General features: G+C 45.2%; 20 protein-coding genes and 2 pseudogenes. 12 read left to right on the forward strand and 10 right to left on the reverse strand.

Annotated elements, in window-relative coordinates; translation table 11 throughout:
• Positions 1 to 142 (reverse strand): annotated as a pseudogene (locus RID09_RS29570) (RRXRR domain-containing protein); the annotation flags it as partial.
• 34 nt (positions 143 to 176) lie between these two features.
• On the opposite strand from RID09_RS29570, the gene RID09_RS29575 reads away from it, so the two are divergent.
• Entirely contained in the window at positions 177 to 1,010 is an 834-nt protein-coding gene (locus tag RID09_RS29575; protein WP_446339511.1) for an aminotransferase class V-fold PLP-dependent enzyme, read from the forward strand.
• A gap of 305 nt (positions 1,011 to 1,315) precedes the next feature.
• Here the strand turns inward: RID09_RS29575 and RID09_RS29580 are convergent, their stop codons facing one another.
• Both RID09_RS29580 and RID09_RS29585 read right to left on the reverse strand, forming a co-directional pair.
• Positions 1,316 to 2,029, reverse strand: a complete 714-nt coding sequence (locus tag RID09_RS29580) for a tetratricopeptide repeat protein (RefSeq protein WP_446339492.1) — start codon at positions 2,027 to 2,029, stop codon at positions 1,316 to 1,318.
• 105 nt (positions 2,030 to 2,134) lie between these two features.
• Positions 2,135 to 2,377 (reverse strand): hypothetical protein, encoded by a 243-nt coding sequence (locus RID09_RS29585; RefSeq protein WP_446339493.1) that lies wholly within the window; start codon positions 2,375 to 2,377, stop codon positions 2,135 to 2,137.
• A gap of 367 nt (positions 2,378 to 2,744) precedes the next feature.
• Here RID09_RS29585 and RID09_RS29590 point away from each other — a divergent pair, with 367 nt between their 5' ends.
• The 4 genes from RID09_RS29590 to RID09_RS29605 all read left to right on the forward strand — a co-directional run bounded on the left by RID09_RS29590 (position 2,745) and on the right by RID09_RS29605 (position 7,624).
• On the forward strand, positions 2,745 to 3,395 hold the full coding sequence (locus tag RID09_RS29590) for a sigma-70 family RNA polymerase sigma factor (protein WP_446339494.1): 651 nt from the start codon (positions 2,745 to 2,747) through the stop codon (positions 3,393 to 3,395).
• A gap of 23 nt (positions 3,396 to 3,418) precedes the next feature.
• A complete protein-coding gene (locus tag RID09_RS29595) occupies positions 3,419 to 4,360 on the forward strand; it encodes a DUF1822 family protein (protein ID WP_446339495.1) in 942 nt (313 codons plus the stop codon).
• Positions 4,361 to 4,535: 175 nt separating this feature from the next.
• On the forward strand, positions 4,536 to 6,866 hold the full coding sequence (locus RID09_RS29600) for a CHASE2 domain-containing protein (RefSeq protein WP_446339496.1): 2,331 nt from the start codon (positions 4,536 to 4,538) through the stop codon (positions 6,864 to 6,866).
• 11 nt (positions 6,867 to 6,877) lie between these two features.
• A complete protein-coding gene (locus tag RID09_RS29605) occupies positions 6,878 to 7,624 on the forward strand; it encodes a DUF928 domain-containing protein (protein ID WP_446339497.1) in 747 nt (248 codons plus the stop codon).
• A gap of 180 nt (positions 7,625 to 7,804) precedes the next feature.
• Here the strand turns inward: RID09_RS29605 and RID09_RS29610 are convergent, their stop codons facing one another.
• From RID09_RS29610 to RID09_RS29625, 4 genes are all read right to left on the reverse strand, one after another.
• A complete protein-coding gene (locus RID09_RS29610) occupies positions 7,805 to 8,788 on the reverse strand; it encodes a hypothetical protein (RefSeq protein WP_446339498.1) in 984 nt (327 codons plus the stop codon).
• Positions 8,789 to 8,959: 171 nt separating this feature from the next.
• On the reverse strand, positions 8,960 to 9,184 hold the full coding sequence (locus tag RID09_RS29615) for a hypothetical protein (protein WP_446339499.1): 225 nt from the start codon (positions 9,182 to 9,184) through the stop codon (positions 8,960 to 8,962).
• A 265-nt stretch (positions 9,185 to 9,449) separates the two neighbouring features.
• Entirely contained in the window at positions 9,450 to 10,748 is a 1,299-nt protein-coding gene (eno, locus tag RID09_RS29620; RefSeq protein ID WP_446339500.1) for a phosphopyruvate hydratase, read from the reverse strand.
• A gap of 133 nt (positions 10,749 to 10,881) precedes the next feature.
• Positions 10,882 to 11,061 (reverse strand): hypothetical protein, encoded by a 180-nt coding sequence (locus tag RID09_RS29625; protein WP_446339501.1) that lies wholly within the window; start codon positions 11,059 to 11,061, stop codon positions 10,882 to 10,884.
• 485 nt (positions 11,062 to 11,546) lie between these two features.
• Between RID09_RS29625 and RID09_RS29630 the strand changes: the two genes are divergently transcribed.
• The 5 genes from RID09_RS29630 to RID09_RS29650 all read left to right on the forward strand — a co-directional run bounded on the left by RID09_RS29630 (position 11,547) and on the right by RID09_RS29650 (position 13,255).
• Positions 11,547 to 11,744 (forward strand): hypothetical protein, encoded by a 198-nt coding sequence (locus RID09_RS29630; protein WP_446339502.1) that lies wholly within the window; start codon positions 11,547 to 11,549, stop codon positions 11,742 to 11,744.
• Between the two features lie 208 nt (positions 11,745 to 11,952).
• Positions 11,953 to 12,210: a hypothetical protein gene (locus tag RID09_RS29635; RefSeq protein ID WP_446339503.1), complete on the forward strand. Its 258-nt coding sequence runs from the start codon at positions 11,953 to 11,955 to the stop codon at positions 12,208 to 12,210.
• Positions 12,198 to 12,503 (forward strand): type II toxin-antitoxin system VapC family toxin, encoded by a 306-nt coding sequence (locus RID09_RS29640; protein WP_446339504.1) that lies wholly within the window; start codon positions 12,198 to 12,200, stop codon positions 12,501 to 12,503. Before RID09_RS29635 ends, RID09_RS29640 begins: the two co-directional genes overlap by 13 nt.
• A 109-nt stretch (positions 12,504 to 12,612) precedes the next feature.
• A complete protein-coding gene (locus tag RID09_RS29645; protein WP_446339505.1) occupies positions 12,613 to 12,945 on the forward strand; it encodes a nucleotidyltransferase family protein in 333 nt (110 codons plus the stop codon).
• On the forward strand, positions 12,917 to 13,255 hold the full coding sequence (locus RID09_RS29650; protein WP_446339506.1) for a HepT-like ribonuclease domain-containing protein: 339 nt from the start codon (positions 12,917 to 12,919) through the stop codon (positions 13,253 to 13,255). Before RID09_RS29645 ends, RID09_RS29650 begins: the two co-directional genes overlap by 29 nt.
• Positions 13,256 to 13,267: 12 nt before the next feature.
• On the opposite strand, the gene RID09_RS29655 is transcribed toward RID09_RS29650, so the two are convergent.
• Positions 13,268 to 16,147 (reverse strand): transcriptional regulator, encoded by a 2,880-nt coding sequence (locus RID09_RS29655; RefSeq protein ID WP_446339507.1) that lies wholly within the window; start codon positions 16,145 to 16,147, stop codon positions 13,268 to 13,270.
• Positions 16,148 to 16,538: 391 nt separating this feature from the next.
• Positions 16,539 to 16,706 carry a hypothetical protein gene (locus RID09_RS29660; RefSeq protein WP_446339508.1) on the reverse strand — a complete coding sequence of 56 codons (168 nt, stop codon included), beginning with the start codon at positions 16,704 to 16,706 and terminating at the stop codon, positions 16,539 to 16,541.
• 241 nt (positions 16,707 to 16,947) lie between these two features.
• Here RID09_RS29660 and RID09_RS29665 point away from each other — a divergent pair.
• Positions 16,948 to 18,049: pseudogene (locus RID09_RS29665) on the forward strand (type I restriction endonuclease).
• A 72-nt stretch (positions 18,050 to 18,121) separates the two neighbouring features.
• Here RID09_RS29665 and RID09_RS29670 read toward each other — a convergent pair.
• Positions 18,122 to 18,292 (reverse strand): hypothetical protein, encoded by a 171-nt coding sequence (locus tag RID09_RS29670; RefSeq protein WP_446339509.1) that lies wholly within the window; start codon positions 18,290 to 18,292, stop codon positions 18,122 to 18,124.
• A 427-nt stretch (positions 18,293 to 18,719) separates the two neighbouring features.
• Here RID09_RS29670 and RID09_RS29675 point away from each other — a divergent pair, with 427 nt between their 5' ends.
• On the forward strand, positions 18,720 to 19,994 hold the full coding sequence (locus tag RID09_RS29675; protein ID WP_446339510.1) for a SpoIID/LytB domain-containing protein: 1,275 nt from the start codon (positions 18,720 to 18,722) through the stop codon (positions 19,992 to 19,994).
• The last annotated feature ends 537 nt before the right edge of the window (positions 19,995 to 20,531 follow it).

Raw genomic sequence — 20,531 nt, forward strand, 5'->3', positions numbered from 1 at the left:
CGCCAGATACCTCTGAGTTCTGCATCTTTTGTAGATCGAACCTGACTAGCTCCTGGCTAATGCCCATGATCGGACAGACTCGTGATAATCGCCTTACCCAAGTCAATATATTTTGAACTCGACTGTTTAGAGATGGTGGCATTCTTACGGGTGTATCGGAATATGGTAGTAATTTCATTGCTTTTCTGCAAGTTGCCCGGAAGACAGGGGCAACAATTGAGGTGATTCCGAATGATGAATTTGGGCAAATTTCCATTGCTGGATTACGCCAAGCAATTGATGAGCGGGTGAAGTTAATTGCGATTACCCATGTTCCCACCAATGGCGGGTTAGTTAACCCAGCCGTGGAAGTGGGGAAAGTGGCAAAAGAGGCGGGTATTTTATATTTACTCGACGCCTGTCAATCGGTGGGGCAAATGCCCATTGATGTGCATGAAATTGGCTGCGATATGCTCTCAGCTACAGGGCGTAAATATTTACGCGGACCCAGAGGAACTGGATTTTTGTATGTCAGAGAAGGGGTTATTTTGCAATTAGAACCGCCTTTTTTGGATATGCAAGCTGCTGAATGGGTGAGTCGGGATACATTTAAAATTCGTTCAGATGCCCGTCGGTTTGAAAATTGGGAAACGAACTATGCTGGAAAAATTGGTTTAGGGGTGGCTGTTGATTATGCCTTAAGTTGGGGATTGGCAGCGATTGAACGCCGGATTCGTGTTTTAGCTGAAACATTGCGTGATCAACTCAACGATATTAATGGGGTTAAGGTTCAGGATTTAGGTCAGCAAAAATGTGGGATTGTTAGCTTTACAGTTGAGGGGAAAGAACCAAGTAAAATTAAGCGATTACTGAGTCAAGAAAAGATTAATATATCGGTTTCTTCCGCCCAAGGCACGCGATTAGATATGGATGCACGGGGGTTTATGTCTGTGTTAAGGGCTTCGGTTCATTATTACAACACTGAAGCCGAAGTTGAGCGATTTTGTACGACATTGGCGTCTTTGGTTTGACCTTTCACGGTATGTGGCGCAACGTGAGTATTGATTATGTAGGGGCGGGTTTCATGACCATGTTTTTGGTTGCACAAGGGATGTGACTAAACCCGCCCCGACTCAGGTTTCTAGATTTCCCGTGAAAAGTTAGTTGATTTGACAGGAAACAGGGAACGGGGATAAGGCGGATGGCAGCAAAATTGTCGGGTAGGGAGAGCGAAGCGTAACCCACAATTTCTCACGGTTTTGATAGGTTATATTAAATCCGCCTTTGTTGCCCTCAGATTTTAGGGTTAAATTGGGCGCAAAAACCTGTATTTGTGTCAACTTAAGGTGAAAGTTTCTTTCTCTCCTAATTTATCCAGTGCTACACCCCAGTTGTACCAGGCTAATTGGTAATCGGGTTTAATTTGAATCGCTTTCTCAAAAGATGCGATCGCACTTTCATAGTCTCCCAGATTTCCCAGGGCTAAACCCCGATTATTCCAGGCTTCGGGGTAGTCGGGTTGGAGTTGAATCGCTTTCTCAAAAGACGCGATCGCACCGAGAAAATCCTGGGCTGTAAGTTGCTGTTTCCCTTGATTCAACAAGGCTGCGGCGGCATCCCCCTCGGCATTTTCCCATTTATCCTCGTCCCCCTTATCTTCCTTCTCTTCCTCCCCTTTCCCTGATGGTTTCGCCAACAAATCCTGACCAATCTCTGCGGCAATTTCCCCCAATTCTCCACATCCTACCCCACTCATCTGCAATAACTGCCAAGCAAACTGATGATCCGCTTCTGGCAATTGCCGCAACTGCTGCCCATACTCATACAGCCACACCTTAAAATAGCGATCGCTGCTGTGATATCCTAAATGTTGTAATATCTGTTCCCGGTTCCATCCCTGATTCACCCCAGTTAGCAGTTGCCGAAATAGCTGCTGATACTCTGCATCACTGAGGCGTTTTTGAAGCCGCCTGTGTCGTTTTGGTTTGAGGAAGGGCGGTAAGATTGGCTGAAGTAGCCGCACTAGCCATTGCCAAAACCGCTTAATCATCTGCTTGTCGGGAAAGGATTTATTTTACCATGGATATATTAATAGTTAAATTCCCTAATATTTGAAGGTTGTTGACTGTTAAAAGTTTAACTCTCATTTCTCTCATCAACTCACTCCTGCCAAATCAACAATTACCGTATCATCATCTCTGAAAATCAAGAGGTTGTCGGGACAAGAGCGGCACTCTTGTTGCACCTGACCCTCCATTACAGCATTCTGCAACTGCATGAACGCTCGGAGATCTTGTGAATCGTATTTGCCTCTGAGTAGCTGTCGCAGTTGGTCTTCGGCTTCCCTGGTGAGATAGCGTGTCGTTAGTGCCTGTTGAACAATCTTACGAATCAACATGATTTTAGTCCTTACCTTACCCTTTCATTAGGTTCTCAAGTTCAGCAGGTGAGTTTTATGCAAAAGTCAGGTATGTGTTACAAATCTTTACATGAGCGATTGAGAAACTGTGTAGGGGATCTTTTCACTACTATCGTTTCTGACCTCACAACAGATGCGACTAAACCCGCCCTGACTGTTCCAGAGGTAGCATACTACCTCTGGAACTCCCCATCTTCCCCATACTGCCGCTTCTGTTAAACTTTTGTAAAGATTTTCCCCACCTTGCATAAAATCGCCCCTGAGTTGGTGAGACCTCTATGAACAGAGTTAAATCGGTGTATCAACATAATTTCAGGTCACTGATGTACGAACCCTATCGCTATCTATGAATGCCATAGACCAACAGTTAAAGCAACTGGCACAGGACGCACAGCAGCATCCTCCCCGAAGTAAACAACGACAGCAAGCTTTAGCCAAGCTATTGGGTGCTATTCAGCAGTCCGGTAAACTGACTCGTCCCTATCCCGAACAATTCCACGGATTTTATGAGGATATTTATGATGAAGCCAAGCAACGCCTATTTTGTTATATTTGCGAAAGGATTGATGACTATAACCCCAGTTTTGAAGTTTTACAATGGATAAACTTTATGTTAAAGCATCGATTTTTCAGGGAAGCCAGTCGTTCTATGATGCCAACCCTGCATAAAGGAGTCGATGCCAAACGAGTCAAACGTTTAACCCTGGATGACTTAGAGAAAAACAATCCAGCCGACATTGATCCGCAGTTGACACCCTCTCTATTACAAGAAATCATTCACTATCTAGAAACTGACCCCGAAGGACTGTTTAATCAAACCTATACGTCCAATCAGCCAGCCGCCAACTTCCAATTTTTAGCCCTTAAACTTTTATCCGGGTACTCTTGGAAGGAAATCTCTGAAGAATTAGGAATTAAGATCTCCACCTTAAGCAGTTTCTACCAGCGTTGTTTAGCTAAATTTAGTCCAAAGTTAAGAGAATATTTATCATCATAATCCCCCCTGAGGCAAAGAACACAATGTTAAACACCACGAATGAACCCCTCATGCTGACTGTCCCCCTAACCTTAGAAGCCCATCAAATTGCTCAACAGTTTCACCAACAGCATTGCCCCAAAAAAGCAAAACAAGTTTACCTGAATACATTAGCTGTTTATGCTGTTAAGACTTCTCTAAAATGCCTAGGAATTCCGACAAACTGGCAGGCGAGTGATAGTTGGAATCCAATCATGCAAACCTTGGAAAATACAGCCGACTTATTGATCAAAGATATTGGTAAATTAGAATGTCGTCCCGTCTTACCCAACGCCGCTAGCTGTCATATCCCCGCAGAAGTTTGGTCGGACCGGATTGGTTATGTAGCCGTTGAATTGAATCAAGCCTTAACTGAAGCCAAATTACTGGGATTTTTGCCCAGCGTTAACACCGAAGAAATTCTCCTAACTCAACTTATATCACTGGAACATTTATTAGACCGCCTCAATTCATCCAGACAACCCATACAAATCAGTCAATGGCTACAAAATATTTTCGATGTCGGTTGGCAGACTGTGGACACATTATTCGATTCCTCGCCAACAGAACTCGCCTTTAATTTTAGAAATTATACGCAAATAGCCACCCATTTATCAGAACCATCCGATCTTAAAATTACACGGGGTAAGCGGTTGACATTAGGACGCCGATATGATGATGAACAAGTCATATTAGTCATGGATTTGACACCAACCCGATCATCAGAACTCGATATTTCGGTTGGAATTTATCCGACTAACGGTCAATCCTATCTCCCTAAAAATCTGCAACTGATGATTCTTGATGATACAGGAGAAACAGTGATGCAAGCTGAAGCCAGAAGCACTAAGCAAATTCAATTACAGTTTAGTGGAGAAGCCGGAGAATGCTTTAAAGTCAGGGTGGCGTTGGCTGATATTAGCATGACGGAAACTTTTATTATTTGAATAGCTCCTTCGCTGCGTTATTCGGGTAGGGTTGTATGTAGGGGCGGGTTTGACTACGATCATTTCTGACCTAACCCCGATGTAACTCGCGCCCACCCCGGTTTTAAGTGTTCCAAAATAGCTATATGCATCGTTAGTCCCTGTTCCCGATTCCCTGTTCCCGATTCCCTAAAAAATGACAAATGACACCACCAACAAAAAATTAGTAATTTTGAAACTCGATGGGGATTTTCAAAGTCACGGATTTCGAGTAACATTAGCGATTGGTTGGGATGGCGCCTCCCCAGACATTGAACTACAAGGAATATTAAACGCAGCGCCTGAATTTGCCGATCGCATACAATCCCATTGGCAGCATAAGTATCGTAGCATTAGCGCCCCCTATCGGATTAAACCGAAAAAAATCATCTATGATGGTTCTGTGAGTCAGCGCCTGAGGGACTGTCAAGACTCAGCGAATGAACTGCGCGATCGCTTGCGAACCTGGTTAGATGGGGAAGGGTTTCGCCCCCTGGATCGACGGTTAAGGGAAGCCCTCAGTCCTCAAGATACGATTCGCTTCCTAGTATCCACCAGTGACCCCCACTTACAAAAACTTCCTTGGCATTTGTGGGACTTTTTTGACCATTATCCGAAAGCAGAACTAGCGTTAACTGATCCTCAGTTTGAACGTCCTCCCCAATTTACCTCAAATCGCCGCACGCCTAAAGTAAAAATTTTAGCCATTCTTGGTCATAGCCAGGGAATTGATATTGAAAGCGATCGCCAATTACTCGAAACTTTACCCCATACAGATATTACATTTTTAGTCGAAAAAAGCCGCCGGGAAATTAATGACCAACTCTGGGAAAACCATTGGGACATCATTTTTTTTGCCGGACATAGTGAAACCGAAGGCGAAACCGGGCGGATTTATATTAATCAAACCGATAGTTTAACGATTAATGAACTCTGGTATGCGCTAAGAAAAGCCGTAGAACGAGGATTAAAACTGGCTATTTTCAACTCATGCGATGGCTTAGGTTTAGCCAGACAACTGGATGATATCCAGATTCCGCAAATGATTGTCATGCGGGAATTAGTTCCCGATCGCGTGGCGCAAGAGTTCCTCAAGTATTTTCTCACTACCTTTGCCCAAGGTCAACCTTTCTATTTAGCCGTAAGAGACGCCAGAGAACGATTACAGGGATTAGAAAGTCAATTCCCTTGTGCCAGTTGGTTACCCGTCATTGTTCAAAATCCTACCCAAGTTCCGCCAACCTGGAACGATTGGATTAGCCACCCTAAAGCCAAACCTGTTAAGCAGAGACGGCGAGGTTGGCAATTGGTACTAGGTGCGAGTGTCATGGTTACCAGTTTAATCATGGGAGTGCGATCGCTAGGGTGGTTACAATCGACAGAACAACAAGCCTTTGATCAACTCCTGAACATGCGCCCCACGCCATCCCTTGATCCTCGGTTGTTGATGGTTGAGGTTACTGCTAAGGATATCAACAAATTAGGGGGTGAATATCCGTTACACGATCGCACCCTGTTGGAACTATTGCAAAAACTCCAAACCTATCAACCCCGCGCCATCGGCTTAGATATCTTTCGCGATCGCCCTTCAGGGGAAGGGTGGGCTGAATTGGTACAATATCTACAAAAGAGCGATCGCGTGATTCCCGTCTGTGTCATCCCGTCTCCCCAAATCCCGGAAGGCGTTGCTTCTCCCCCGGGACTCCCCAAAGAACGCTTAGGGTTTGCCGATATTGTGGTTGATCCAGATGGAATTGTTCGGCGTCATCTCATCGCCATGAAACCGCCAGCAGTATCCTCTTGTTCTACCTTCTATTCCCTGAGTTTTCAATTAGCCCTGCGATATCTGCAAGCCGAGGGAATCTCACCTGAATTTATCTCCGAAGATCAGTGGCAATTGGGTTCAGTTACCTTAACAAATTTAAATGCAAACCCCGGATTTTACCAGCGCCGTGTCGGATTAGAAGGATTTCAACTATTACTCAATTACCGTTCCCCAGAATTTGCCAAAACGATGGTAGAACGAGTGACCCTGAGTGATATTTTTGCCGATCGCGTAAATCCTGATTTTTTGCAGGATAAAATTATTTTAATTGGCATGACCGATCCCACGATTAAAGATGAATTCCAAAGTCCTGGCAATCATGAAATTCGGGGGCTATTCCTGCATAGTCAGATGGTTAGTCAGATTATCAGTGCGGTTACTGGAGAACGCCCCTTGCTAAGGTTTTTGCCCCTCTGGGGAGAAATCCTCTGGGTGTGGATTGGGTCGATTCTTGGGGGTGCGATCGCGTGGCACTATCGAGAGTCACGATTACGTCTGGGATTAGGAGTAGGAATCTCTATAATAACCATTAATGGTATAGGCTGGTTTATTTTAATTCAAACTGGCAGTATAGTACCCATGGTTCCTGCAACGCTAGCTGTATTTGCTACAAGTGGTACTCTTGTGGCTTACCAGACATTTAAGCATCCGCGATCCGATTAAATCCCTTAAACATGACTGTACTAAAACTTGCTTTAATCCTTGCTACAACAGTTCTTGAATTGACAAGTTATCGATCCATTGTCCAAGCCTATCCCATTCAAAAATTAGCAGATATTAAACAAGATCCGCCCGTTTGGGATAGACCGAATAGCGATCGCAAACCTGCCGGAACTCGTGGACCCTGTGAAAAGACAAAACAACCGTTTACACCGTTATTACCCATTGCCAACTCTGGCGTCAAGTTTTCTGGCTTTACCTTAAAACAATACCCCATATTTTGGTTTTATATTCCCTATCAGAGTAGCACTATTAATCGAGGAGCATTTTTTTTAGAAAATTTGCAGGAAGGGAATCGAACCTATCAGGTCAATTTCCAGCTTCCTGAAACACCAGGTTTTGTCAAGATTAGCCTACCAACCACAGCCAATCCCCTAGAATTGAATAAACAGTATCGTTGGCAGTTCACCCTTTATTGTGAAACAGGTGATTCGATAGATTCCTCTCAAGTCGTTTGGCATCAAGGCTTGATTGAACGACTTGATCCCCAACCTTTAGAAACTCAGATGGTAACGGCTTTGGTGATAGATCGGATGGAATTTTATCGAGATAATCGTCTTTGGTACGATATCTCAGCAGATTTAACCCAAATCTATAATTTTCCTCTCGCTTGGCGTTATTTGTTACAAGCCATAGATTTGGAAGAACTCCAACAAGAACCCATCGCGGGTTCAGTTCAACCCATTAAAGATTCCGATTAATAGGGTGTGTCGGGTGTGTCGGGTGTGTCGGTTGTGTCGGTTGTGTCGGTTGTGTCGGTTGTGTAGGGTGTGTAGGGTGTGTAGGGGCGAAGCATTGGCGCAGTTCAATGAACGGCGGGTTACATAAATTTCAGACGCCAATGCTTCGCCCACCCTCATGTAGGATGTTCAATTGTAGTATCACCGAACAATACAAACACCCCCAACTTGTACGGTACAAGATTCTGGTTTTTTAACAGGTTCTAAACTCTGAGTCCTGGCATTATAAGTATATTCACCAGCGGGAAAAACCCGGTTAGGATCAGCACAATAGCGATAGGTTTGTCCACCTTCGGGATAGGAGATAACCACTAAAGAACTGGTAGATGAGGGACAGGTACTGAGTACATTTAATCCATAATCATCTTCCAATTTTTCTTGGCGGGGATCTGTCGTTTGATTGGCGGCGGTTTGAGTTCCAGGGCGTCCCGGTTTTAAGGTTTCTGTACTCGCGTCGTAGGTATACTGTCCAGCTTGGAGGAAACGGTTGGGATTGGCGCAATAGGTATAGGTTTGATTCGATTCTGGAAAAGACACGACAACCAAAGAACCCGTCGCCGCCGGACAGTTTTCTAAGACTCTCAATCCATAGTCATTTTGTAGCAGTTGTTTTCGTTTATCCGTAGTTTGATTAGAGGAGGAGGGTTGATTCGAGGGATTATTGGCAATAGTTCCGGGTGTAATTCCGGAAAGGGAAACCGTATATCTGCCTCTGGTATTATTTCGACCTAAGACGAGGAGTTTGTATTCGCCACTAACGGGTACTTGGTATACTAGAAGATTGGTTTTGTCGTTGTAGGCGACTTGGTTGCCAGTTTGTGAGGAACTCAGGACTAAAATTGGCGAGAGTGTACTACCTTCTTCTGGCTTAACATTGATACGAACGGTATCCCCTTGTTGTGCATTAAACAGGTATTCTTCTCCAGCGGCGGTTTCCAGGGGGGCGTTGGGTAGCAAGTCGTTGCGATAGCGGAAGCTGGGAGCATTCGTTTGGATAAACCCACTAACGTTATCATTATTGTTTAGCTTCGTGGCGGCGGCGGCGGTATCGATAAGGATGGATAAGATTACCCCACTGATAGCGAATGGGGTAGCGATTCGATTAATTACTGTTTGGTTAAACATGCAGGCTAAAAATGACCAACGTCAGTTAGGGACAGACTCTATCGGGATAGAGTTCCCCAGATGATCATAACTCAGAATTTGCTGCCAACAAAAAATATTCATTGCTGCCGATGTATGTCCATTATTCATGAGCAACGACTTAGCTCAACTGCCTTCGCCACCTTCACCACCTTAGTCCTCTTCTGCGTTTTCATCCTCTTCCTCTTCCTCTTGATCTTCTTCACCCTCTTCGCCACCTTCCTCGGCGTTAAGATCATCATCTTCTTGCATTTGCTCCGTTTGCGGGGCACCTTCCTCAGCTTCACCATCTTCTGTACCTAGGTTGCTTGCATCACACGCACCAAGGGTAGCGGCTACAGTTAACGCCAAAAATAATTGGATGGTCTTTGATTGCATTTTGATACTCCTCAATTGATACTCTAAAACCTTAAGGGGAAGTTAGACCGCTTTTAACTATAATATTATTTGGACAAATTAGCAAATAGTCGTCCCTGCACGTATTCTTTTACTATAATTTTTGCCTTATAAAGGTAGGGAGTTAGTGATTGAATGCACCGATGATGAACGTACTTAAAAACTTGAAGCTGGGTCGGAATTAGGGCGCACGGGGCGTGCGCCCTGACAGGGATTTAATATCCTACCAAACTATTGGAAATGGGAATTATTTGGCAATTTTTGGTCCCATACCAATCTTACCTGCATAGATGGCGCGATCGCCGAGTTCATCTTCAATCCGCAGGAGGCGGTTATATTTGGCAACTCGTTCACTGCGACAGAGGGAACCGGTTTTAATTTGACCCGCACGAGTGGCGACGGCTAAATCCGCGATCGTGGTGTCTTCGGTTTCGCCAGAACGGTGAGAGATAACGGAACGGAAGCCATTGCGGGTGGCGAGTTCGATGGCTTCTAAGGTTTCGGTTAAGGAGCCGATTTGATTTAGCTTAATTAAGATAGAATTCCCAGCGGCTAAATCAATCCCTTTTTGCAAGCGAGTGGGGTTAGTGACAAATAAATCATCCCCGACTAATTGGATGCGGGAACCAAGTTTTTCGGTCAGCCGTTGCCAACTATCCCAATCGTCTTCATGTAAGCCATCTTCAATGGAAACAATCGGATATTGACTGACTAATTGATCCAGATAATCAATAAGTTCACTCGGGGCGTGAGATGACCCTTCATAGAGATATTGCCCATCTTTGTAAAATTCACTGGCGGCGACATCCATGGCTAACGCCACCTGTTCCCCTGGTTTATAACCAGCTTTTTCAATCGCTGCAATCAGAAATTCCAAGGCGGCTTTATTGGACTCTAAGTTAGGCGCATAGCCCCCTTCATCACCCACACCGGATAACAGCTTTTTCTCTTTCAACACTTGAGACAGGGCGGCGAAGACTTCAGCCCCCCAACGCAGCGCCTCTTGAAATGAATCGGCACCTACAGGGACAATCATAAATTCTTGAAAGTCCACGTTATTATCCGCATGGGCACCACCGTTAATCACGTTCATTAACGGTACAGGGAGAAGATTGGCAAGGGGTCCCCCTAGATAGCGATAGAGGGGAAGTTGCAATTCATCCGCTGCGGCTTTAGCATTAGCCAGAGAAACTGCCAGGATAGCATTGGCACCCAGTTCTTTTTTGTTTTGGGTACCATCCCGATAAATCATCGTCTGGTCAATGGTTGCTTGGTCTAGAGCGTCCATGTCCAAGAGTTCGGGGGTGATTTTCTCTTTGATGTTACGGACAGCCTTGAGGACGCCTTTACCGTTGTAGCGATGAGAATCACCATCTCGCAGTTCGTGGGCTTCAAAGGAGCCGGTAGAGGCACCACTGGGAACTTGCGCCAGTCCGATGGCACCACTGGCGAGGCGAACTTCGGCTTCCACGGTGGGACGTCCCCGGGAGTCGAGAATTTCTCTGGCGTCAATGGCTTCAATCGGAGCTTCGGGTTTATCTAACATGCCTTTTCCTCTAAATTGCAATGACTTCAGGGTTCAGGATACGTCTGAAGTCGTGGACAAACAAGTGGGCGTGAAGTACCCCAACTTGCTTCGCTGAAGTTGGGGCTTCCAACCTCTTAAAACAAGGACGGTCTTATTCGTCTTTGGGATTTCCCGCTTCATCCGCCGATGCCTCCAAAAGTTGCCTTTTATTGGTCTTATTCAGCTTCCACAGGCAGCCGCCCATCTTCCACAGGCAGTTATTTTTTACTCGTACAACATAACTTGGTTTATCTTTTACCGCAGGGCGTAACAAGAGCGAACCAGCGGTCATGTTCTTTCCCTAGCTGCGATGTTTCTGCGGCAAGCATACTACTGCTACTTTGAAGTTAGCCTGTCTGATAGTCCATACGCCTAGGCGGGTCAGCGACCAAATTTATAGTAACATATTGGTGTTGAAAACATCAACACCATGTCAACACCAACAATAAACAAAAACCTTCACATCAAACTGTCCGAGAAACGAATGAGAAAACTTAAAAATTATGTACAAGAGAAGGAAAAGACCATGACTCAGATCATTGAAGATTGGATAGATCGACTACCGATTGTACCTATTGATTGACTCCGTACCTCCGTCAATCCGCTGTCCATCCTCGCCCTACTTTGTTGAGGGCGAGGACTTCCGCGACTACGTTAAGGATGTTTTCGATCCCCAGCGCTCATATCCGGACTTATGATAGGGTATGCGATCGCTCTGTTGGTATTAAAAAAATATTCAAACCTTCCTTGACATCTGCCAAAAAGTAGGGATACCTGTTGGATACGAATGCGATCGTGGCTCTCTCTATCCTCACCACAAGTATGGAAGACGGTTCCAGCAGTGGGATTACCAACATCATCCACAGTCTGTACGCCCACCACTTCGCCCAAATCAGTGAATGGAGTCCTCTGACGTCTGCGCCCGTTCCTGGTAAACTGATGCGGATGCTCATCCGTTACGTTCCCAGGCAATAGCAATGTCAAAAATAAGGCACGGCATTGCCGTGTCCCTACGTGAATATTGAAACCAGAAGCTCTAAATATTGAAGCACGTTGTTTTGTAATACAATGAAGGTCAGTAGACCCAGCCAATTATCAGTATTTATACTCAGAGTAATCTATGGATAGTGGAAAATAACAAACTTTAAATAGTTTAGAGTAAATTTAAGAAATGAATCCTATAATGCAATCAGCCTTACGAATTGAAGCTAAAGTTTTACCGGGCAATAAAATCGAAATTGACTTACCCCCTGATACCGCATTAAATACAGTCGGAAACACCATTGAAGTAATTCTTCTGTTGCCAGAAAAGCCAGCCCCAAAAATGGAGCAATCGATTCTGGAAATATTGGCAGAAATCCACTCTCAGCGCCCCTCTAGTCGAAACCTCGAAGAAATTAATCGAGATTTGCAAGCGGAAAGGGATACATGGGACAGCTAAACTTGCCTGACTATTATAGAATATATATTGACACGGTTGTTGTGATTTATGCCGTTGAACAAGCTCCGGTTTATGGTTCATTGTTGGCTGACCTCTGGGCAAAAGTTCAAGCTGGAAACCTGGAAGTTTTAACCAGTGAACTAACGTTCATGGAGGTATTGGTTATACCAATCCGAAACTCCGATACCTTTTTGACCGATGCATACAAGCGATTGCTGCGATCACCTCAAATACGATTGGTGCCTATCAATCAACTCATCCTAGAAAAAGCTGCTAGACTCCGGGCAGCATGACAAATTCTATCTTAGAGTGCAACTTGGTATAACCCCACTCTCAGTTAGCCTGTTGGGTTTCGCCATCGCTCTACCCAACCTACGAGAACGACAGGATTACTATCAAGTTATGAACGTTAAACATATTGAGCTGCCAATGGAGCAAATTAAAGCATTTTGCGCTCGCTGGCAAGTTACAGAATTTTCTTTATTCGGTTCTGTCTTGCGAGACGACTTTCGCCCTGATAGTGATATTGACGTGATGGTGCAATTTCATCCAGAGGCTCATCCCACGTTCTTCAGTTTGGAGCAAATGGAAGCGGAGTTAAAGACGATTTTTCATCGAGACGTTGATTTAATTACTCGTCAGGGGATTACATCAAGTCGTAACTATTTACGTCGTCAAGAAATTCTTTCGTCGGCTCAGGTAATTTATGAAACGAGATATTCAATTTTTACTTGACATGCTGCAATCCGCAGAACTCATTATAGACTACATCGCTCAATGCTCAAAAGATGAGTTTCTCGAAACCATACAGCTTCAAGATGCAGTGATCAGGCGATTGTTAGTAATTGCTGAAGCAGCCAGACGAATTTCAGAAACGACACGCCAAACCCTGTCCACTATTCCATGGCAAGAAATTAACGGAATGCGGAATCGGTTAGTTCATGAATATGACGATGTTAACCTCAATATAGTTTGGGATGTTGTTCAAAATGAGATACCGATTTTGATTGAGGAGTTACGATTAAGAGTGCCAAGAGAAGCATAAACTCAATTCGTTTTACCTAAACTTGGGTGGAAGTTCGGCGGGAGGCGGAGAGTCGGCGCCTGGAGGAAGAGGAGGTGAACCGCCTAGTGGTAAACGTAGAGGTTTTGGTTCTGTTTCAGATGGTGTAGTCCTCGGTGAAGGTGAAGGTGAAGGTGAAGGTGAGGGTGAGGGGGGTGTCTGCATTTGTGCAGCAGAAGCGCCTCCCGGTGGAGGTAGAGGCGGTAAGATGGGTAACCCGTTAGTCGCGTCTCCGGGTGGGGAAGGTGGAGGTGATAAGGTCATTGCTGGAGGTTCTGGAGGTGGTGGTTGGATGGTTTCAATGGTGACTGAACGGCTTTTTTGTTCCCCGGCTTCATTGGTGACTTGCAACGTAATCGTTTCCGTGCTTGGTTCTGGACTGAGTTGATAACGCACTGTTCCTTCCCTTTGAACAGTACCTGGTGCAGGGAGAAGTTCAACTTTCAGATTTCTACCTCCCTCAACTTTCCAGGATAAAGGCACAAATGGACGTTGATTGTCAGGAATTGGTAAAACTAATTTGGGAGTATTGAGTGATTCTGTTCCACCAACTGTAAACTCCACAATATCAAAGGGAACAGGTTGGGCTTCAATTTTAAGCGGATCAGTTTTTTGAGCGGGTAATTCTTCGGGTTCTCCTTGTCGGGGAACCACGATTAATTCAAAAATATAGGTTCCCGGTTGGGGATTATCTATAGGAATATTAGCACAGACTAATGTCTCATCCTTTATTTCACAGGCTTCTTGTAAACCTTGAGGAATCCCTTGACTAAAATCAATCGATTGCATGGGAATGAGGATAATCCCTTCGGGATTGCGACCCACCAGTTTTAAGAGTCTGATTTGTTCAGGATGACTAATTTTCCAGTTCAGTGCAATCACCCTATTTTCGGGTTGCGGTTGATTTGGAGGTGAGTTGTCATCGTTAGCCGTTGGACTAGCTTCCTGATTTGCCGCTTCAGGCGTCCTCTGACTGGCTTGTTGATAGACGGCTTGAGTGGAGGTGAATTCCTCAATCTCAGGAATCGGGAACGGTGTGATTTTAACCGTATTCGTTAGAAGTTCCTCTGATTCCCCTCTCTTTTTCCCGTGGGGAATCACCGTCAGTTCAAAGACATAATCACCTGGTTCGCGAGCATCCGTTGGCACGTTTTGACAATTAAGAACCTCATTGATTGTGCAGAAACGCTCTAACTCATTGGGAATCCCCTGGCTAAAATTGTAGGCAATTGGACTGCTGGTGACTACCCCCTCTGGTGATACTCCTTGTACTTTTATCGTTTGTATTCGTTCGGGATTAGTAATTTCCCAATTCAGGCGAACACTCTCCCCATCAGCCACCGAGTAATTATTGCTGGCTGGCGCAAATTCGATAATTTCCGGGCGGGGTTTTGGTCTAAAAAAGAGAAACCACAGCAGGAATATTAATGCGCCAATCAGTCCGACTATGCCTAAAATGACTAATAAAAATTGCCACCAAGGACGACCTTCCCAAATTAAGGTGCCTTGGAAGCGATTGTTAATTAGGGGGAACTGTTGTCGGTCTTCAATTTCAATAACAAAGTTTAACACTCGCCCGTAGAAGGGTCTACGCCACCATTTCTGGCTGGGTTGTACCTCTAAGTTCGCGATCGCATAGCCGCCAGGGGCGAGGCGAACTTGGCTGGGTATCAGGGTATAGGTGCACAGATCATCGCCATCGGCACTTTTGGCGATGAGGGCAATGTCGCGGGTAATATTGCCGCCGTTATACAGTTGTAACTCAAAGACACCGGACTGATTGCTGATCTTACCCACTAGGGTGACTAACTCGACAGTTAACAGGTAAATTGGCATTACCTGTAGGTAAATGACATCGAGTAGCACTAAGTCGGGATTATTCAGGGAATAGAGACGCACCGTGGGAGAATAGATACTCGCCCCAGTATCTACAGGTGGTGTGATAATGAGCTGGATTAGACCCTTTTCACCCGGATTGAGTTCCAAGCCATCCATGACTCGCACCACTCCCGCTTCGGTATAGCCTTCGGGATAAATCACTCTATACCAGTTAGGGGCTAAATCTGGACAGGTTAAGCGAAATTGATCGACGCGATCGGAACGGTTATGAACCAGAACCTGAACCTCCAGGAATTCTCCGGGTTGGACAACAGCCGGGACTGCGGAATTGGTGAGAGGGAGTAGGGTGAAGGTGGGATCATTAACCCGGATGGCTTCCTGGACAAAGGGTAAGACTTGCAGCCGTGCTTGATGTTGGATTGGCGTGTCTTGGGGGTAATGCTGCTGGGCATCAACAATTAGCAGATAATTATAAGTGCCTGGTATCGCATCGAGTGGTACGGGAATCTGGAAAACCACCTCACTACTTTGTCCCCGCCCTAACGCCAGACGTTCATAAGGGGAAATACACCACTGGTGCAGGAATTGGGAGGTTTCATCTATATAAATATCAATTAAGGCGCTTTGATTGCCCTCATTGGTAATCGTGACGCACAACTCAAACGTCAAACCGGGTGTAATTGGCGCATCCCCAGAGGGATTCACAATCATAGATAGGGGTTTTCCCGGTGTCAGCGCTTGCTGAATCATCTCAGAAAACTGGCTACCTTGTCGTCTCATTTCACTGCGGTAGTAACGGGGAATGCCTTCCACTTGTATTTCTCGGACAAAACCCTCTTGAACTAACTCATCTAGTTCTATGGCGATCATCTGTTCGTTTTCATTCAGGTGATCGGCAATTTCGGGTAGGGTATGTCCTTCCTGGCGACGGATAAACAGAACAATTTGCCGTTGACGTTCCGGAAGTGCCAAAATATCGGCAATATTTATTGTTTTACCACCATTTGCCGAAGGATTGGATGGATTGCTATTCATAGTTTCCCTTTCCCCTCTGGGTTTGACCTCACATCCTGCTGACTTCCGCTAAACCGATTCTTTCTACGTTCAGCATGGGTGGAGCGACAACTGTATTAATGTTTACAGCGTTCACTCTGACAATTAAACCGCAAGGGAGACCGAATGTCAGCTATTGTCATCTATCCTAGGTAGAATGGCACTGACTTAAGCCCTCAACTAAAGTTGGGGCTAAAAGCTTAAACCCGTTTTAACGGGTTCAAAGAGCTACTCAGCAAGCTCAATTCTTACTTGAGCTTTAGGCGATATTCCGTTTGAGCGTGTCAGAAGCGAAGACAGCGCTGACTACAAACTACGCGATCGCAGGTTGTCCTAGACAGATGAACGAGAGTGGCTGGTATTAAGAAACAAGTCAATCCATTGTACAAGAGTGCGATCGCAGATTCTTATTCTCGGATATTGTACAGTCTGGGGTAGGGAATGCGATCGCGACTTTACTCAAAACTTGAAACGCTTTCGGGTTGGGGGTTTGACTGGTTTTGGGAGGGAATGCGATTAGCTTCGCTACTGCCGAGGGCAATCACCTTAATCCCCTGTCACCTTTATAATCGTTATGCAGTAAGGCTTACATGAGACAGATAGCATAGTCTTTTTGCGCCATTCCTAGGATGCCAGATCGAGCTATATCACTTAAGCTTAATCGCTTCAAACAAGCGTATTATAAGGGTTTGGCAAAGTCTTTGTAAAAACTTCGCGATCGCTAAATTTTCTACTTGTCGAGTGGGTACACTGGGTAAAGAACCTCACCACACTACGACAGTATGGACTTTATCGACCAAATTAAATCTATCTCTCAGCAAATCTTAAAGCTAAGAGAGCAAATTCAGACAGAAGAAGCTACCAAAAGCGCTTTTGTTATGCCTTTCATTAATGCTTTAGGATATAACGTTTTTAACCCAATAGAGGTTTGCCCTGAATTCACGGCTGACGTACCTGGACTAAAAGGGGAAAAGGTAGATTATGCAATCATCATGCATGAAAAGCCGATCATCTTGATTGAATGTAAATGGTGTGGAGGGAGTCTAGAGAACCCTAAGCATAACTCACAGTTGCACAGATACTTTCATACAACAGAGGCAAAGTTTAGCGTTTTGACCAATGGGATTATCTATCGGTTTTACACCGATAGATAATCCCAACATCATGGATGAAAAATCATTTTTTGAGTTCAATATGTTGGACTTCCACGAGTCCAATATTAATGAACTAAAACGTTTTTCCAAATCAAGCTTTAATTCGGGTGAATTGGAAGATGTTGCCAGGAATCTTCTCTATACTAAAGAAATTAAGCGTATCATGACAGAGCAACTGGCTGACCCATCTCCTGAATTCGTCAAGTTTTTTGCCAGTCAAGTATATTCTGGGAGGCTGGCTGCATCGGTTATGGAAAGGTTTACAGATATAACCAGACGGTCACTAAAAGAATTTATTAATGAGCGCATTACAGAAAGGCTAGCGGCTGCTATTAACACACCAGAAACCTCTACACCATCAACTGAAGGGCAAGAGGTTGAATCTGAATCCTCTTCAGACGAAGGAATAGTGACGACAGAAGAAGAGTTGGAAGCTTTTCATATCGTTAAAGCGATTCTACGTGAAGTTGTAGATGTTGGACGTATTGAGTACAAAGACACCAAAAGCTACTTTGGTGTTAATCTAGACGGCAAGACAACAAAAACTATTTGCCGACTTCGGTTTTTCCCGACAAAAAAATCTATCGCCATTATTGATGCTGAAGGGAAAGAAGCCAAGAAAGTCCTCTCAAGCTTGAATGAAATTTATGGGGTGGCAGGAATATTAAAAGACAGAGCTAGATATCTAGCCCAAGATGAGACAACACAACCTGAAGTTGTTGAACAGTAACTCATGACCCATTAAGCCCAAAAACCGTAGGGGCGCACCGACGTGCGCCCAATTCACTGACCTGCGCCCGATTCAATCGTCAACGCTATATCCTTTTTTAGCCGTTTCAGCAGAGGAATCCGCTTCGGCTTCAACCCACCCCCTAACCATTTCAATGGGCATACCAATAGGAGCAAACAAAACTTGATAACCAGGATTCACGACATACCCCTTTGCTCTTTCTTTCTCCTTCGCTACTGACATTATCTTTAGCTTGGCTCAATTCCGTTTCGGCTAAATTTGTCAATCTATGATAATTTAAACGGCTACCAACCTAAGGCGGGACAAGATGAAGAAAAAAGTTGAGGGGGGTTGCGAATAATGTTCGCGTTAAATAATCGCGAACAAATACCTCTGAATCGTGAGAGACACAGATTGACACAGACAACGAAATAATTTCCCCAACAATCGAATTATCTTCTCCCCATTGAGAACTAACATCTCTGTGTAATCAGTGCTACCAGCCTCCCACCTCTACCGTTCCTGCTTGCTCTGAGAAATCAGTGTTACCATCTTTATTCAGCCAGGGAGTGCCATATCCAAAGACGCGATCGCAGATTAAACTAAGAGGCGGCGCTTACTGCTAATCTTTCTTATCGTCCTCTCCCAACCCGCTCAGGAGCCAGTATTGATGATTCGCCTGCCTAACAACCACCCGATTTTAAAGGGTTCTAGACTATGGTCAATGGTTGTGGTTTCAGCATCCCTCGTATTGCCCTTGATGCTAGCTCAATCCTTTTATTCCGGTTCTAAACCGATCGCATCTTCTCCCCAACCGTCTCCGGAGCAATCACCCCGATCGGAAGTTCCACCGCCGCCAAATCCGTCCCCGGCTGAAGTAGAATGGCGTCATCGTCTGGTTGCTCAAAGTCTCTCCTGGCAATATCCCTCAACTCCCGTTCCCAAGGCAACCCCATCTCAATCCTCTACTGCTCAAGATACCGCGAAAACTCAAGCCTCAGGGACTAAACCACCGACAGCAAACAAAACTGCTCAAACTCAAACCTCGGCGGCTCAATCACCGACAGCGAATCAGACACCTCAAACTCAAACCTCAGCTTCCAAACCCCCTACTCCCCTACCGCCCAAACCCAACGCCCAGACTCAAGCCCAAACTCCACCCCCGAAATCATCTGCCGCCGCTTCCGGAAACTCCGCTAAAGCAGAAAATCCTCCAGCTAATACTGCAAGCTTAGAAATGCGAGTTGCGATCGCGACAGGAGTAAGTTCCTTAGACGTTGGCACATCTACAGCCGGAATAGTCGTGGATGGAAATGGGAAAACATTAGGAAAACTCGAGGCGAACGAAGGAGTTAACGCTCAACCCAATGGTTCTTATCTTCGCATCGGTGAATGGAAAACCCCAGGGGGCGTTTGGCTTAAACCCACAGGTGGCGGGTTTGTTTTTGTCAATGGTCGCTGGTATCGAGGGGATTTACTCTTAGTATCACAAGGGGATAGTCTGCTTGCCGTTAATTATATTGAGCTTGAGGCGTATCTAGCCAGTGTCGTCGGTTCAGAAATCTATCCCAGTTGGCCCCCCGCTGCCCTGAAAGCCCAAGCGATCGCGGCTCGTTCTTATGCGATCGTCCATTACATTCGACCTGCTAATCAGTTATACGATTTGGGTAATACTCAGCGTTGGCAGGTATATAAGGGAATTGAGTCGGAGTGGAATACCACGACTCAAGCGGTTCAGCAAACCCAGGGAATGTTTCTCAGTTATAAAGGGGGCGTCGTGGAATCCCTGTACGCTGCTTCAGATAGTATTGTTAGTAATGTTTTTGGCGGTCGAGGAATGAGCCAAAAGGGAGCTTATGAGTTGGCGATGCAGGGGTATGATTACAAACAAATTTTAGCCCATTATTATCCGGGTGCGGGGTTGTCGTGGATTGAGGCTCAGTGAGGGTCATTTGTCATTCGTCAGGGTTTCCAATACATCTGGCAACGGCAAGCGAGACAGGAAGCGATGATGGTTGTTTCAATGAAGCTCCGGCTTCAGCGGATCTTGCCGGAGTACTTCACCAATCCCTACTTATGCATAAGGGTGGGTTTTGTTGTTCAGTTATTGGTAACAAGCTAGCGCTAGTTCCTAAACCCGCCCCTACAGTGGCTGGCGTTTGTCCCGACAATTGACCCTTCAACTACGCTTAGGGCATGGTTTTTACGTCTTGCGATCGCTATTCAATACACCAACTGATACCAAATCCGGGGAACGCTACTCCTGTTATAACCCAGTCCGCGCAGGCGGACGAAAGTTTGTATAGCAGCCATTTCAATCGCCTATCGCCTCCTCTTGCAGGGGGTTAACTAACAGTCCGTAAATATCTAGACAATTAGTGACATAACTAGACATTTTCTATGATATAGTCAGGCAATGTCTAGTTTAACCCCCCAAGAAAGAAGCAGCTACTCGACTTTGTGTGACGGTCTTGCACTTTGC

It is taken from the genome of Coleofasciculus sp. G1-WW12-02, from assembly GCF_040219735.1.
Taxonomy (GTDB): Bacteria; Cyanobacteriota; Cyanobacteriia; order Cyanobacteriales; family Coleofasciculaceae; genus Coleofasciculus.

What these genes read in the sequence shown, in the direction of transcription:
- RID09_RS29650 (WP_446339506.1), top strand. Translation starts at nt 12,917, where the DNA reads ATGAAACGAGATATTCAATTTTTACTTGACATGCTGCAATCCGCAGAA.
- RID09_RS29655 (WP_446339507.1), bottom strand. Translation starts at nt 16,147, where the DNA reads ATGAATAGCAATCCATCCAATCCTTCGGCAAATGGTGGTAAAACAATA.
- RID09_RS29670 (WP_446339509.1), bottom strand. Translation starts at nt 18,292, where the DNA reads ATGTCAGTAGCGAAGGAGAAAGAAAGAGCAAAGGGGTATGTCGTGAAT.
- RID09_RS29645 (WP_446339505.1), top strand. Translation starts at nt 12,613, where the DNA reads ATGAACGTTAAACATATTGAGCTGCCAATGGAGCAAATTAAAGCATTT.
- RID09_RS29625 (WP_446339501.1), bottom strand. Translation starts at nt 11,061, where the DNA reads ATGACCGCTGGTTCGCTCTTGTTACGCCCTGCGGTAAAAGATAAACCA.
- RID09_RS29585 (WP_446339493.1), bottom strand. Translation starts at nt 2,377, where the DNA reads ATGTTGATTCGTAAGATTGTTCAACAGGCACTAACGACACGCTATCTC.
- RID09_RS29595 (WP_446339495.1), top strand. Translation starts at nt 3,419, where the DNA reads ATGTTAAACACCACGAATGAACCCCTCATGCTGACTGTCCCCCTAACC.
- RID09_RS29675 (WP_446339510.1), top strand. Translation starts at nt 18,720, where the DNA reads ATGATTCGCCTGCCTAACAACCACCCGATTTTAAAGGGTTCTAGACTA.
- RID09_RS29615 (WP_446339499.1), bottom strand. Translation starts at nt 9,184, where the DNA reads ATGCAATCAAAGACCATCCAATTATTTTTGGCGTTAACTGTAGCCGCT.
- RID09_RS29605 (WP_446339497.1), top strand. Translation starts at nt 6,878, where the DNA reads ATGACTGTACTAAAACTTGCTTTAATCCTTGCTACAACAGTTCTTGAA.
- RID09_RS29580 (WP_446339492.1), bottom strand. Translation starts at nt 2,029, where the DNA reads ATGATTAAGCGGTTTTGGCAATGGCTAGTGCGGCTACTTCAGCCAATC.
- RID09_RS29610 (WP_446339498.1), bottom strand. Translation starts at nt 8,788, where the DNA reads ATGTTTAACCAAACAGTAATTAATCGAATCGCTACCCCATTCGCTATC.
- RID09_RS29590 (WP_446339494.1), top strand. Translation starts at nt 2,745, where the DNA reads ATGAATGCCATAGACCAACAGTTAAAGCAACTGGCACAGGACGCACAG.
- RID09_RS29640 (WP_446339504.1), top strand. Translation starts at nt 12,198, where the DNA reads ATGGGACAGCTAAACTTGCCTGACTATTATAGAATATATATTGACACG.
- RID09_RS29600 (WP_446339496.1), top strand. Translation starts at nt 4,536, where the DNA reads ATGACAAATGACACCACCAACAAAAAATTAGTAATTTTGAAACTCGAT.
- eno (WP_446339500.1), bottom strand. Translation starts at nt 10,748, where the DNA reads ATGTTAGATAAACCCGAAGCTCCGATTGAAGCCATTGACGCCAGAGAA.
- RID09_RS29635 (WP_446339503.1), top strand. Translation starts at nt 11,953, where the DNA reads ATGCAATCAGCCTTACGAATTGAAGCTAAAGTTTTACCGGGCAATAAA.